Source organism: Kitasatospora sp. NPDC001119 (assembly GCF_053598475.1).
Map to the genome: position 1 here is coordinate 73,728 of NZ_JBSFKI010000014.1, position 13,012 is coordinate 86,739.

The window sequence follows — 13,012 nt, forward strand, 5'->3', positions numbered from 1 at the left end:
CGACCTGGCGGAACGGATTCAACGAAGTTCAACGAACGGGACGGGAGCGGGAACCGTGAACCGGGCCCCGACAAACGTCGAACGGGGGGTGGCGAACGGGCGGACGGCGCTCACCGGTGCGAGCCGGCCCGGCCGAGCACCGCCCCGGCGTACGCCAGCAGCGCCGCCGCGACGGTGCCGCCGCCGAGCAGCCAGGCCTCCGGGGCGGAGCGCCCCAGGGCGAGCGGGCCGAGCACCGCGGCGGCCCCGGCCGACGCCCCCGCCGCGGCCGCCGCCGGCCGGCCGCACCGCGCCAGCAGCACCGGCAGCACCACCAGCAGGCCCAGCACGCCCTGCGCCGCCCACTGGGCGGGGCCGGCCCGCTCGGCCGCCAGGTGCAGCAGCCCTCCGCCGTGGCCCGGCCCGGGACGCGGGGCGACGACGGCCAGCACCGCCAGCGCGGCGAAGCTCAGCACCCCGAGCACCGCCAGGTGCAGGGCCAGCGCGACCGGGAGCACCGGCCGCATCCGGGCCCGGAACTCCGCCAGGGTGCCCGCCGCGCCCAGGTGGCCGCGGCCGAGCTGCCGGTACCAGCGGGCCGTCCGCTCGGCCGACCCGGCCGACACCGCCGCCGCCAGCACCAGCGCGACGGCCAGCGGGCGGTCCCCGCCCGGCACGGCCGGCGGGAGCAGCAGCAGCGCGGCCAGGCCCAGCCCGTGGCCCAGCGCCGCCGGCCGCAGCCGGGAGCCGGGGTACGGCCGGGGCGCCGGCCCGGGCCCCAGCACCCCGGGCCCGGCACAGGGCGGGCCGGGCTCGGCCGGGGCCGGTGCGGTCAGCGCGGGCAGCAGCACCAGCGGGACGGCGGCGGGCAGCAGCACCGGCCAGCGCGGGCCGAGCGCGGCCGCCCCCGCGCAGGGCAGCGCGGCCAGCGCGGCGGCGGTCAGCGCGGCCCGGGCCGCGGCCCCGCCCGACCGCGGCTGCGCGGGCCCGGGCGGCGGCGGGCGGCGCGGCACCCGGGCGTACAACTCCTCGGCCAGCGAGAACAGGTCGGCGTGCCGGCAGCGGGCGGCGGCGTCCTGGCCGAGCCCGGCCTCCTCCAGCCCGGCGGCGATCTCCAGCGGGTCGACGGCGCGCTCGCACAGCTCCCGGTGCTCCGCCATCACCTCGCGCACCGGGTCCGCGCTGCCGCCGGGCAGGGGGCCGCCGGACATCAGCGGGCCTCCGCGAGTTCGGCCGGCCGCACGCCCTCGGCCGCCGTGTCCGCGTCCCGGGCGCCGCCGTCCGGCGGAGTGCCGCCGCGCGGGCCGTCGGCCAGCCAGTACTCGGCGGGGCGGGCGAAGGGGCGCGGCGCCGGGACGCCCTCGCCGCCGCCCCCGCCGCCGGGGAAGGCCGGGTACTGCGAGACCAGCTCCAGGTAGATCTCCCGGAAGGCGCCGATCACCGGCTCCACGGCGAAGCGTTCCTGCGCCCGCAGCCGCCCGGCCAGACCGAGCCGGCCCCGCCGCTCCTCGTCGCGCAGCAGCGCCAGGCAGGCGCCGGCCAGGGCGCGCGGATCGCGGGCGGGCACCAGCAGCCCGGTCGGCCCGACCACCTCGCGGGCCACCCCGACATCGGTGGAGACCACCGCCCGGCCGCTCAGCAGCGCGTCGGCGAGCAGCCGGGGGCTGCGCTGGGAGAGTCCCGAGAAGACCGCCACCGTGCCCGACTCCCAGGCCCCGGCCAGCGAGCGGGGCCGTCCGGCGAACTCCACCGCCGGGGCCACTCCCAGCCGCTCGGCCACCGCCGCGCAGTGCGCCCGGTAGCCGGGCGCCGCCTCCTCGCCGTACACCACCAGCCGGGCGCCGGGCAGGTCGGCGCGGACCCGGGCGAAGGCGTGCAGCGCCAGCTCCGGGTCCCGGCCCGGCTCCAGCGCGCCCGCCCACACCAGGGTCGGCGCCGCGGGTTCCGGCCCGGCGGCCGGGCGGTCCACCGCCGGGGTGCCCTCGTACACCACCCGGGTGCGCGCCGGATCGGCCCCGCAGCGGCGCTGCCACTGCTGGTCGTGGGCGCTGCCCGGGGTGAGTATCGCGGCCCGCCGGTACGTCTCCTCGGTGAGCGCCCGGAAGAAGGACAGCAGCAGGGCGCGGACCGGCCACCGGTACGGCGCCTCGCGGTAGCCGAGGTACTGCTCGCGCAGGTGCAGTCCGTGCTCGGTGACCACGAACGGCACCCCGTGCAGGTGCCGGGCCACCAGGGCGGGCAGCGCGGCCGGGCCGCCGCCGACCACGTGGCACAGGTCGACCGCGCCGAGGCCGCCGGGGCCGGTGCCGTACCAGGGCGCGGACAGCGGGCGCAGGCACTGTTCCAGCAGGTCCGCCGCGACCAGCACGTCGCAGACCAGCGGCTGCCCGGCCGAGGTGTCCGCGCCGGGCAGCCGCCAGGTCCGCTCCAGCAGCCGGCGGGCGTGCGCGGAGGCCAGGAAGGCGGGCAGCGTGCCGTCCTCCCGGGCGAGCGCGGCGAGCCGGTACAACCCGGGCCCGAAGCCCGCTCTCTCCCCGGGCAGCACCAGGGCCCGCACCAGCTGTTCGTACGCCCCGGCGTACCGGCGTCTGCGCGGCGCGCGCGGTGCCCGGCCGCCCGGCCGGCGCCCCCACAGCGCCAGCTCGTACGCGCCGCGCCAGGCGGGCGACAGCCGCTCCGCCGTGCCCGGCTGTTCCGGGCCGGTGAGCAGGTACCGCTCGAACCCGTGCTCCGGCAGGCCCTCGGCGAGCCGGTCGCACCAGCCTCCGGTACCACGGCGGGGATGCGGACGGGCACCCTCGGTGAGCAGGGCAACGCGCACGGGAGACCTCCGGGGCAGAGCGGATTCGCTGGGCGGGACCACGGACGGACCGACGGGTGCCCGGGCGGCCCGGGCAGTGGCCCGGGGTGCCCCCGTACGGCGGCGGGGACGGTCGGGGCCGGGGAGTCCGGTCGGCCGGGGCCGGCGCCGCGGTGCCTCCGGGCGGCCCGGTCGCGGACGCGCCGCGTTCCGTTCCCCCGGGCGCCCGCTCCGGCGGTCGGGCCCGACCCGCCGGGACCTCGGCCGCGACCGCCCTCCGGTTCCTCCGGCGGCCGCGACTCCCCCACACCTGTTCGGTCCGACAGCAGAAAGGTAGGACCGGCCCGGGCCGATCCATCGGTCACATGCCTGCCTGCCACCTGATCGAGTGAACCGACGTGACCTCGACCGGGACCAGGGCGTTACCGGGCGGTATGCGCGGCCGCCCGCGCGGCCCCGCCCGGGCGCGCGGTCGGCCCGCCACGGCACGCGCTCAGCCCCTGGTCCGCGCCCGGCCCGCCGTGTGCGCCCGGGCCGTGGTCCGCGCTCAGCCCGCGGTGTGCGCGATCAGCTCCCGCACCGCGCGGGCGACCTCGTCGGGGTGCTCCATCATCGCCACGTGCCCGGACTCCGGCAGCACCAGCAGCCGGGCGTCCGGGAAGGCCGCGCAGGCGCGGCGGGCCGAGCGGTAGGAGACCAGCTTGTCGCGCAGCCCGTACACCAGCAGCACCGGCGCCTCGACCCGCTCGGCCTGCCGCCACAGCGCCTGGTCGCCGCGCTCGGTGTACGCCGAGACGATGCCGCGGGCCGAGCCGACCAGCGCCTGCATCGCGTGCGGCACCTCCAGCCGGCGCCGGTACTCGGCCACCGCCTCGGCCCGGGCCGCCGGGCTCAGGCTGCCCGGGTCGCCGTAGACCAGCCGCAGCAGGTCCTCGGTGGCCGCCTCGGCGTCGCGCCCGCCCGCGGACAGCCGGCGCAGCACCGCGGGCACCCCGGGCACCGCGAGCAGAGCGGTCGGCCAGGCGGAGTGCTGCGGGGGCAGCTCGGGCAGGGCCGGGGAGACGAGGGTGAGGCTGCGCACCAGGTCCGGGCGCAGCGCCGCCAGCCGGACGGCGACCGCGCCGCCCAGCGAGTTGCCGAACAGGTGGACCGGGCCGCGGCCGGAGGCCTCCAGGTAGCCGATCACCGCGCGGACGTGGCCGGAGACGGTGAGGTTGCCGTCGGTGGGCGGGTGGGAGCGGCCGAAGCCGGGCAGGTCCACGGCCTCGCCGTCGACCTGTCCGCCGAGCCGGTCCATCAGGGCCTCCCAGTTGGCGGCCGAGCCGCCGAGGCCGTGCACGAAGAGCCCGGGCTCGCGCCCGTCGGCGGCGCCGTCGACGGCGGGTCGGTGCACCGCGAGCACCGCGCCGGGGACCTCGACCGTACGTACCTGCTGCTCAGCGCTGCTCATGGTGGACGATGGTAGTGAGCCCGCCCCGGGAACCCCGGGGTGGTCCGGCCGCCGGCCGCCTCCGTTCCACCACTGCCGAGGCCGAGGTCAGCGCCGTATTGTGGGCTCCTGACAACCAGGCCGATCGTCTTTTCTCGCCTTCGCCGAACGCGGACGCGGTTACCGAAAAGTAGAATCGGCCATCTTGCCAGCCGCGAACAGACCCCGAAGTGAGGAGCGCCGTGACGGCCATCCAGGAGGCGCAGGAGCGCCCGCGCGGTGCCCGCCTGCCGCGAAGCGCCCGCCGTGAACAACTGCTCGGTGCCGCCCAGGAGGTGTTCGTCGCGCAGGGCTACCACGCGGCCGCCATGGACGACATCGCCGACCGCGCCGGGGTGAGCAAGCCGGTGCTCTACCAGCACTTCCCCGGGAAGCTGGAGCTGTACCTGGCGCTGCTGGACAAGCACTGCGACGCCCTGGTCGAGTCGACCCGCGAGGCGCTGTCGGCGACCACCGACAACAAGCAGCGGGTGGCCAACACCATGGAGGCGTACTTCAACTACGTCTCCAGCGAGTCCGGCGCCTTCCGGCTGGTCTTCGAATCGGACCTGACCAACGAGCCGGCCGTGCGCGAGCGGGTCGAGCGGGCCTCCGAGGCGAGCGCGACGCTCGTCAGCAAGGTGATCCAGGAGGACACCGACCTGCCGGAGGCGGAGTCCAAGCTGCTCGCCGCCGGGGTCTGCGGCCTGGCCCAGATCACCGCCCGGTACTGGCTGTCGCAGGGCCTGGCGATCCCCCGCGACGAGGCGGTCCGGCTGGTCGCCAGCCTGTCCTGGCGCGGTCTGAAGGGCTTCCCGATGCACCCGGGCGAGCAGTCCGGCGAGGGCACCGCCCACCAGGGCTGATCCGCCGACCTTCGCCGGGCCGGGGATCCGGTGCTCTATGGTGAAGCCGTACGGCACGGTCGCCGCGAACGCTTGTCCCAGGCGGTCCGGTGCCCGTGCGTGGAGGCTGCAACCCCGGAGGGACGGAAGCCGTGGAGGTCAAGATCGGCGTGCAGAACGCGCCCCGCGAGATCGTGATCGAGAGCTCGCAGACTGCCGATGAGGTCCAGAGCGCGGTCGCGAAGGCGCTGGAGGGCTCGGAGAAGATCTTCGCGCTGTCCGACGAGCACGGCCGTCGCATCATCGTCCCGGCCGAGCGCCTGGCGTACGTGGAGATCGGCGAGTCGGCCGCCCGCAAGGTCGGTTTCGGCACCGCCTGAGGCGCCGCAGCACAGCATCGTCCGGTGCCCCGTTCCCGCGAGGGAGCGGGGCACCGTCGTGTCCGGGGGCGCTGTGGCCCGTGGGGCTGCGTCGCGTGTACGAGCGGGTGGGGCGGGGTACGGCGAGGGTGCGGCGCCGGTGCCGCACGCCCGTCCCCCCGGGAGGCAGCCTTGCTGGTCGAGTCGATCGTCTTCGCCCTCGTCGGCCTGGTCACGGGCGGCACGGCCCTGCTGGCCCGCCCGGCGTACTTCCGGGCCGCCCGGGCCCTGGTCCTGGGCACCGCGCTGGCGGCGGCACTGGTCGGCGGGGTGGTCGCGCACTTCAGCGTGGACGGCCGCCAGCCCGCGGTGTCCGTCGCGGCCGCGGCGGTGGCCTCGGGCGTGCTCACCTCGCTGCTGGCCCGGCCGGACCTCGCCGCGGGGCGCGCCCCGGCCCACCGGCACCACCCGCACCGGCCCGGCGCCCACCGCGCGGCGCGGCGGCACCGGGCGGCCTGAGCACCCCCGGTAGGTCGCGGGCCGCTAGGAGGCCAGGCCGAGGGCGGCCATCCGCTTGGTGTGCGCCTCGGTGATCCGGTTGAACATCTTGCCGACCTCGACCAGGTCGAAGCCCTGCACCTGGACGCCGCCGACCAGCAGGTTGGACAGCGCGTCACGCTCGGCGACCACCCGCTGGGCCTGGCTGAGCGCCTCGCCCATCAGCCGCCGGCCCCACAGGGCGAGCCGGCCGCCGGCCCGCGGGTCGGCCTCGATCGCCTGGCGGACCTTGTCGACGGCGAACTGGGCGTGGCCGGTGTCGGACATGACGCTCAGCACCAGGTCGCGGGTGTCGTCGTCCAGCCGGACGGCCACCTCGCGGTAGAAGTCGGTCGCGATGGCGTCGCCGACGTAGGCCTTGACCAGGCCCTCCAGCCAGTCCGAGGGCGCCGTCATCCGGTGGAACAGCTCCAGCGGCTCGACGAACGGCCGCATCGCCTCCTGCGGGTCGGCGCCGACCTCGGCGAGCCGGTCGTGCAGCCGCTGGTAGTGCTGGAACTCGGCGGAGGCCATCCGGGCCAGCGCCGCCTTGTCGGCGAGGTCGGGCGCCAGCTTGGCGTCCTCGGCGAGCCGCTCGAAGGCGCTCAGCTCGCCGTACGCGAGCGCGCCGAGCAGGTCGAGCACCGCCGCCCGGTAGCCGGGGTCGGCCGAGCACGCGGCCCAGTCCCCGATCGAGCCGGCCGCCGCGTCCTGCGTCTCACCATGGGTCTCCATGACCCGCAACTTTAGTCCCGCCCGCCTGTCCGCCCCACCACCAGGCACGCCCGGGTGACCGCCCGGACCGGCCGCTCCGGTGGCAGTTGCCGGGGGCAATGTCAGACGCGTCACGTGTTCGAGTCGTCGCCTGACTGTATGGTGGTACGGAGCCCGTCGTGTTCGCATGGTGTCACCGCCGTCTCGGTACCCCGCGCGAACCCTCCGTAGCGGCACCGTCCAACCGGACGTGTCCGCACCGGTGGCACGGGTACTCACGTACGCGGATGCCCGGTCGGAGAGCCGATCGGCTCCGACCATGGCTTGGACCTCAAGCCTTGGCACCGCATCAGTGGCCGAGCGAGGGCCGCCGAGACCACGCCCCGAGGCGGAGGTCCCGCGCAGGTCCCTCACGGGAATCCTCCCCGACGCCGCCGGCGACGCGCCCCGCACCGGGCAGCGCGCACCGGCCGGCCGCAGGGACCGGCGCGGTTGTGCGTCCGCGCAGCTGTACCAGGGCCGTCCAGGCCCGTAGACAGCCGCGCGGCTGCCCGCCCGCCGCTCGCTCTCGGCCCTTTCGAAAACGGAAGAGGCAGCACCCTGTCCACCACCGCTGAACCCATCAAGACGACCTTCCGGGACCTGGGGATCCTCCCGGAGACCGCCGAGGCACTCGAGTCCGTCGGCATCGTCCACCCCTTCCCCATCCAGGAGATGACCCTTCCGGTCGCGCTGACCGGCCACGACGTCATCGGCCAGGCCAAGACCGGCACCGGCAAGACCCTCGGCTTCGGCCTCCCGCTGATCGAGCGGGCCATCGTGCGCGCCGACGTGGACGCGGGCCGGGCGACCGAGGAGCAGCTCTCCGACTTCCCGCAGGCGCTGATCGTCGTCCCGACGCGCGAGCTCTGCACCCAGGTCACCAACGACCTCCAGACCGCCGGCAAGGTCCGCAACGTCCGCGTGCTCGCGGTCTACGGCGGCCGGGCGTACGAGCCGCAGGTCGAGGCGCTCAACAAGGGCGTCGACATCGTGGTCGGCACCCCGGGCCGCCTGCTGGACCTCGCCGGGCAGAAGAAGCTGAACCTCTCGAAGGTCCGCGCGCTGGTCCTGGACGAGGCCGACGAGATGCTCGACCTGGGCTTCCTGCCCGACGTCGAGAAGATCATCACCATGCTGCCGGCCAAGCGGCAGACCCTGCTGTTCTCGGCCACCATGCCGGGCCAGGTCATCAGCCTCGCCCGCCGGTACATGAGCCAGCCGACCCACATCCGGGCCGCCGCCCCGGACGACACCGGCGCGACCGTCGCCAACATCGAGCAGCACATCTTCCGTGCGCACTCGCTGGACAAGGTCGAGATGGTCTCGCGCATCCTGCAGGCCGACGGCCGCGGGCTGGCGATGATCTTCTGCCGCACCAAGCGCACCGCCGCCGACGTCTCCGACCAGCTGACCCAGCGCGGCTTCGCGGCCGGCGCGGTCCACGGCGACCTCGGCCAGGGCGCCCGCGAGCAGGCCCTGCGGGCCTTCCGCAACGGCAAGGTCGACGTGCTGGTCTGCACCGACGTCGCGGCCCGCGGCATCGACGTCGAGGGCGTCACCCACGTCATCAACTACCAGTGCCCCGAGGACGAGAAGACCTACCTGCACCGGATCGGCCGCACCGGCCGGGCCGGCGCCTCCGGCACCGCCGTCACCCTGGTCGACTGGGACGACATCCCGCGCTGGCAGCTCATCAACAAGGCGCTGGACCTGTCGTTCAACGACCCGGAGGAGACCTACTCCACCTCGGCGCACCTGTACGAGCTGCTGAAGATCGCGCCGGGCACCAAGGGCATCCTGCCGCGCTCGGAGCGCACCCGCGCCGGGCTGAACGCGGAGGAGGTCGAGGACCTCGGCGAGACCGGTGGACGCGGTGCCCGCGCGCCCCGCGGCGGTCGCGGTGGGCGCGGCGGCCAGGGCGGCTCGGACCGTCCGGGCGCCGGCTCCGGCTCCGACCGTCCGGGCTCCGACCGTCCGGGCTCCGGCGCGGCCGAGGCCGAGGAGCAGAAGCCGCGCCGCAACCGTGAGCGCCGCCGCACCCGTCGGGGCGCGGCGGTCGGCACCGAGGGCGAGGCCGCTGCCGGCGTGACCGAGGCCGCCGCGGCGGCTCCGGCCGTCGAGGGCGCCGAGGGCGAGGCCGCGCCGCGCCGTCGCCGCCGCCGCTCGCGCGGCGGTGCCGCCGCTGCCGAGGCCGTCGTGGCGGTCGAGGCGACTCCGGTCGCGGAGGCCGTCGTGGCCGAGGCCGTGGCGGTCGTCGAGGCCGCCGTCGAGGCGATCGCGGAGGCTCCGGCCCCGGCGAAGAAGGCCACCCGCACCCGGACCCGCAAGCCGAAGGCGGAGGCCGTCGAGACCGCCGCCCCGGTCGTCGAGGCGGCTCCGGTCGCCGAGGCGGTCGTCGAGGCTCCGGCCCCGGCCAAGAAGGCCACCCGGGCCCGCAAGCCGAAGGCCGAGGCCGTCGAGGCCGCCGCCCCGGCCGCCGAGGCCACCGAGGCTCCCGCCCCGGTGAAGAAGGCCACCCGCGCCCGGAAGCCGAAGGCCGAGGCCGTCGAGGCGGCTCCGGTCGCCGAGGCCGCCGCCGAGGCCGCCGCCGAGGCTCCCGCCCCGGCCAAGAAGGCGACCCGGGCCCGCAAGCCGAAGGCCGTCGCCGAGACCGCCCCGGAGGCCCCGGCCGCCGAGGCCGCCACCGAGGTCCCGGCCCCGCGCAAGCGCACCCGCACCCGCAAGGCGGCGGCGCCCGCGGAGGCCACCCCGGAAAGCTGACACCCCCGTGTCTCCCCCGAGGGGGCGGGCCAGGCCACCCGGCCCGGCCCGCCCCCTCGGGCGTTCCGCCCGCCTCCTAAGCTCGGGGGCGTCGGGGAGCGCCGACAGGACAGCAGGGAGAGCAGCCCATGAGCACGCCGCCGTTTCTGACGCTGCCCGGGTGCGCGCGGGCCGAGCGGCTGGTGACCGGGCGCGGGGAGTTCGCGGCGCTGCGGGCGGAGCCGTCCGGGCCGGTGCGCGGCTCGGCGCTGCTGGTGCCGGGGTTCACCGGCAGCAAGGAGGACTTCATCGCGCTGCTGGAGCCGCTGGCGGCCGCCGGATACCGGGTGACGGCCGTGGACCAGCGCGGGCAGTACCAGACCGGCGGTCCGGACGATCCTGCGCCGTACGCCGTCGGGGCGCTCGGCGCGGACGTACGGGCGCTCACCGGGGTGCTGGCGGCCGAGGCCGGGGGCGCCCCGCCGCACCTGCTGGGGCACTCCTTCGGCGGCCAGGTGGTGCGCGAGGCGGTGCTCGCCGCGGCCGCGGAGGGCCCGCTGCCCTGGCGGTCGCTGACCCTGGTGTCCACCGGCCCGGGCGCGATCGACCCGGCCGAGGCGGTCCGCACCGGGCTGCTGCTGGACGCCCTGCGGGGGATGGACCTGGAGCAGATCTGGCAGGTCATGCGGCAGCTGGAGGCGGAGAGCGGGCAGCCGCGGCCGAGCCTGGAGCCGGCCGTCGCGGAGTTCCTGCACCGCCGCTGGCTGGCCAACGTGCCGCGGGCGCTGTCCGTCACCGGCGCTCACCTGGTGGCCGCGCCGGACCGGGTGGCGGAGCTGGCCGCCGCCACCGCCGGGCTGCCGGTGCTGGTGCTGTCCGGGGTGCGGGACCACGCCTGGCCGGTCCCGGAGCAGACCGCGATGGCCGAGCGCCTGGGCGCCCGCCGGGTGGTGGTCGCGGACGCCGGCCACTCCCCCAACGCCGAGCAGCCGGCCGCCACGGCCGGGGCGCTGGCCGCGTTCTGGGCCTGACCGACGCGGTCGGGGCCGCGCCGGTTCCCCCGGTCCGCCGAAAGTGGTCTGTACCACTTCTTCAAGTTCGATCGGCTTCAACACAGGACAAAATTCGTTAGTTACGGTAATCTTTGATTCTGTCCGGGAATCATCGCCGGCCTCCACCGCGGCACCGATCACCCGAAACCTGGACTTTACGGACGGGCAACGGCCCGGTAGCACCGCCACGACACCGTGGTGCACGAGGCACTGGACGCACCAGGCAAGCAGGGGGAGCCCTTGCCGCAGCAGACCGCCACACGCGCGACGACCCGCCCGATCCGGCCTCACCTCCGGATCCGCAAGACCCCGAGAGAGCTGATACCGACTCAGCCGCCCCCGCCCCGCCCCGCGGGGCCAGGAAAGGAGACGCCCATGACGAAGACCATGCGCTTCGAGATCGTCCGACTCGACGAGACCAACGGCTCCGCCGCCGACCGCCAGATCGCCGACGCCGCCACCGTGCGCGAGGTCGTCCAGGCCGCCGCCCGCACCGGCGAGCGCCTGCTCATCCGTCCGTGCCCGACCGTCTGACCCGGCGCGGCGCCTCCGACCGGGAGGCCTCACCCGCCGCCGACGAGCCGGGAGCGTCCGATCCGGACGTTCCGATACCCGACTGACGCCCCGTCACCGCATTCGCCGATGACGGGGCGTCAGTGTTTCCGGGGTCGGCACCCCGGACGTTTGCCGCCGCCCGGGACGGGACATCCCCCAACGGGAACCGCCCGTGCCACGCCCACCTGGCGCCGGTCCGGGCGCCCGCCACCGACAGGTGCCGCCGAGCCCTCCGTACGGGTGATCGTCCTTGACGCGGCGGTCCGGAGGGAGGAGCGTTGACGGCTATGAGGGGCGAGCCCAGCTGCCCGAGGTGCGCCGGTCGGGTCCGCGCCCCCGGTCTGTTCTCAGACACCTGGCAGTGCGACCGGCACGGAGCCGTGCACCCGATGCAGCCCGTGCTGCCCCCGAGTGTGGAGGCCCTCGGCGTCGCCGTCGCCCGCTCCCAGGTCCCGGTCTGGCTGCCCTGGCCGCTCCCGGTCGGCTGGCTCTACACCGGCATCGCCCACGTCGGCGACGACGTCTCGGGCGCCCGGGCCACCGCCGTCGCCTGCTCCGGTCCCGCGCCGCTCGGCGGCTTCGGCGAGCTGGTGCTGGTCGCCGAGGAGCTGGGGGTCGGCCTCGGCGCCCGCTACGCGGGCCTGTCCGGGCCGGACCCGGGCGACTCCGTCGGCCTCTACAAGCCCGCCGACGCCAAGCTGCTGGCCGCCGGGCGGCCCACCCCGATGTTCCACGTCCCGGACGCCCCGGCCGACCGCGCGGTGTTCGTCGGCGAGGCCCGCGGGCTCTGGCTCTGGGCGGTCGCCTGGCCCGAGCAGTCCGCGCTGGTGATGTACGACGAGCTGGTGCTGACCGACCTGCGCGAGGCCGGCGCCGAACTGGACCTGCTGCCCTGCGGGGCGCTCTCCCCCCGGCTCCTCGGCTGACGACAGGCCCTAGGCCTATCCTGGGCGGCACCCACGAGCCTCCAGGAGCCCGATCCGTGCGCATCGACCTGCACGCCCACAGCAACGCCTCCGACGGCACCGACAGCCCGGCCGAGCTGGTCGCGGCGGCCGTCGCCGCGGGCCTCGACGTGGTGGCGCTGACCGACCACGACACCGTGGCCGGCCACGCCGAGGCCGCCGGGGCGGTGCGCGCACTGCCCGCGGGCAGCCGGCTGACCGTCGTCCCGGGCGCCGAGCTGTCCTGCGCCGTGGACGGCATCAGCCTGCACCTGCTGGCGTACCTGTTCGACCCGGAGGAGCCGGAGTTCGCGCGCGAGCGGGACCTGGTGCGCACCGACCGGTTCCGGCGCGGGCGGGCGATCGTGGAGCGCTGCCGGGAGCTCGGCGCGGAGATCAGCTGGGAGCAGGTGCGGCGGATCGCCGGGGCCGGCTCGGTCGGCCGGCCGCACATCGCCAGCGCGCTGGTCGAGGCCGGCGTGGTCGCCACCGTCTCGGACGCCTTCACCGCCGACTGGCTGGCCAACGACGGGCGGGCGGACGTCCGCAAGCACGAGACCGACCCGGTCACGGCGGTCCGGCTGGTCCGGGCGGCCGGCGGGGTGCCGGTGTTCGCCCACCCGGGCGCGGTCAAACGCGGCCGGACGGTCTCCGACCAGGTGATCGCCGACCTCGCGGCGGCCGGACTGGCCGGGCTGGAGGTCGACCACACCGACCACGACGAGGAGACCAGGGAGCGGCTGCGCGGCCTGGCCGGCGAGCTCGGCCTGCTGGCCACCGGCTCCAGCGACTACCACGGCACCCGCAAGACCGTACGGCTCGGCGAGCACACCACCGACCCGGAGGTGTACGGGGCGCTGCTGGCGCAGGCGACCGGCGCGAAGCCGATCGAGCGCTGAGCGGACGCGAACGAACACGAACGCCGGGCCAGGGGATCATGAGTCCCTTGGCCCGGCGTTCGGAGTTTCGGAGTACGGC

At 76.6% G+C, this 13,012-nt stretch carries 12 protein-coding genes; 8 read left to right on the forward strand and 4 right to left on the reverse strand.

The window, feature by feature from the left end:
• Positions 1-110: 110 nt before the first annotated feature.
• From ACWDD9_RS19030 to ACWDD9_RS19040, 3 genes are all read right to left on the reverse strand, one after another.
• The gene (locus ACWDD9_RS19030; RefSeq protein ID WP_449812119.1) at positions 111-1,190 is read right to left on the reverse strand and encodes a hypothetical protein; all 1,080 of its coding nucleotides are present in this window, start codon (positions 1,188-1,190) and stop codon (positions 111-113) included.
• Complete coding sequence (locus ACWDD9_RS19035) at positions 1,190-2,800, reverse strand: DUF3492 domain-containing protein (RefSeq protein WP_449812120.1); 1,611 nt, start codon at positions 2,798-2,800, stop codon at positions 1,190-1,192. Before ACWDD9_RS19035 ends, ACWDD9_RS19030 begins: the two co-directional genes overlap by 1 nt.
• Before the next feature lie 526 nt (positions 2,801-3,326).
• Positions 3,327-4,229 carry an alpha/beta fold hydrolase gene (locus ACWDD9_RS19040; RefSeq protein WP_117489448.1) on the reverse strand — a complete coding sequence of 301 codons (903 nt, stop codon included), beginning with the start codon at positions 4,227-4,229 and terminating at the stop codon, positions 3,327-3,329.
• A gap of 221 nt (positions 4,230-4,450) precedes the next feature.
• Between ACWDD9_RS19040 and ACWDD9_RS19045 the strand changes: the two genes are divergently transcribed.
• The 3 genes from ACWDD9_RS19045 to ACWDD9_RS19055 all read left to right on the forward strand — a co-directional run bounded on the left by ACWDD9_RS19045 (position 4,451) and on the right by ACWDD9_RS19055 (position 5,970).
• Positions 4,451-5,113 carry a TetR/AcrR family transcriptional regulator gene (locus tag ACWDD9_RS19045; protein WP_049660673.1) on the forward strand — a complete coding sequence of 221 codons (663 nt, stop codon included), beginning with the start codon at positions 4,451-4,453 and terminating at the stop codon, positions 5,111-5,113.
• Between the two features lie 131 nt (positions 5,114-5,244).
• Positions 5,245-5,472 (forward strand): DUF3107 domain-containing protein, encoded by a 228-nt coding sequence (locus ACWDD9_RS19050; RefSeq protein WP_049660675.1) that lies wholly within the window; start codon positions 5,245-5,247, stop codon positions 5,470-5,472.
• 171 nt (positions 5,473-5,643) lie between these two features.
• Positions 5,644-5,970 (forward strand): hypothetical protein, encoded by a 327-nt coding sequence (locus ACWDD9_RS19055; protein ID WP_117489446.1) that lies wholly within the window; start codon positions 5,644-5,646, stop codon positions 5,968-5,970.
• A 24-nt stretch (positions 5,971-5,994) separates the two neighbouring features.
• Here the strand turns inward: ACWDD9_RS19055 and ACWDD9_RS19060 are convergent, their stop codons facing one another.
• On the reverse strand, positions 5,995-6,723 hold the full coding sequence (locus tag ACWDD9_RS19060; protein ID WP_049660234.1) for a ferritin-like fold-containing protein: 729 nt from the start codon (positions 6,721-6,723) through the stop codon (positions 5,995-5,997).
• Between the two features lie 693 nt (positions 6,724-7,416).
• Between ACWDD9_RS19060 and ACWDD9_RS19065 the strand changes: the two genes are divergently transcribed.
• The 5 genes from ACWDD9_RS19065 (at position 7,417) to ACWDD9_RS19085 (ending at position 12,933) form a co-directional block, all read left to right on the forward strand.
• Positions 7,417-9,504, forward strand: coding sequence for a DEAD/DEAH box helicase (locus ACWDD9_RS19065; RefSeq protein WP_449812122.1), 2,088 nt, complete (start codon positions 7,417-7,419; stop codon positions 9,502-9,504).
• A gap of 128 nt (positions 9,505-9,632) precedes the next feature.
• On the forward strand, positions 9,633-10,514 hold the full coding sequence (locus tag ACWDD9_RS19070; RefSeq protein ID WP_449812123.1) for an alpha/beta fold hydrolase: 882 nt from the start codon (positions 9,633-9,635) through the stop codon (positions 10,512-10,514).
• A 396-nt stretch (positions 10,515-10,910) separates the two neighbouring features.
• Positions 10,911-11,069 carry a hypothetical protein gene (locus ACWDD9_RS19075; RefSeq protein ID WP_158077673.1) on the forward strand — a complete coding sequence of 53 codons (159 nt, stop codon included), beginning with the start codon at positions 10,911-10,913 and terminating at the stop codon, positions 11,067-11,069.
• A gap of 308 nt (positions 11,070-11,377) precedes the next feature.
• On the forward strand, positions 11,378-12,016 hold the full coding sequence (locus ACWDD9_RS19080; protein WP_063780222.1) for a DUF6758 family protein: 639 nt from the start codon (positions 11,378-11,380) through the stop codon (positions 12,014-12,016).
• Between the two features lie 56 nt (positions 12,017-12,072).
• Positions 12,073-12,933 (forward strand): PHP domain-containing protein, encoded by an 861-nt coding sequence (locus tag ACWDD9_RS19085; RefSeq protein ID WP_449812124.1) that lies wholly within the window; start codon positions 12,073-12,075, stop codon positions 12,931-12,933.
• Positions 12,934-13,012 lie beyond the last annotated feature (79 nt).

Excerpts from the sequence above, each read along its gene's own strand:
- ACWDD9_RS19030 (WP_449812119.1), bottom strand. The coding sequence starts at position 1,190 with ATGTCCGGCGGCCCCCTGCCCGGCGGCAGCGCGGACCCGGTGCGCGAG.
- ACWDD9_RS19040 (WP_117489448.1), bottom strand. The coding sequence starts at position 4,229 with ATGAGCAGCGCTGAGCAGCAGGTACGTACGGTCGAGGTCCCCGGCGCG.
- ACWDD9_RS19060 (WP_049660234.1), bottom strand. The coding sequence starts at position 6,723 with ATGGAGACCCATGGTGAGACGCAGGACGCGGCGGCCGGCTCGATCGGG.
- ACWDD9_RS19065 (WP_449812122.1), top strand. The coding sequence starts at position 7,417 with ATGACCCTTCCGGTCGCGCTGACCGGCCACGACGTCATCGGCCAGGCC.
- ACWDD9_RS19070 (WP_449812123.1), top strand. The coding sequence starts at position 9,633 with ATGAGCACGCCGCCGTTTCTGACGCTGCCCGGGTGCGCGCGGGCCGAG.
- ACWDD9_RS19075 (WP_158077673.1), top strand. The coding sequence starts at position 10,911 with ATGACGAAGACCATGCGCTTCGAGATCGTCCGACTCGACGAGACCAAC.
- ACWDD9_RS19080 (WP_063780222.1), top strand. The coding sequence starts at position 11,378 with ATGAGGGGCGAGCCCAGCTGCCCGAGGTGCGCCGGTCGGGTCCGCGCC.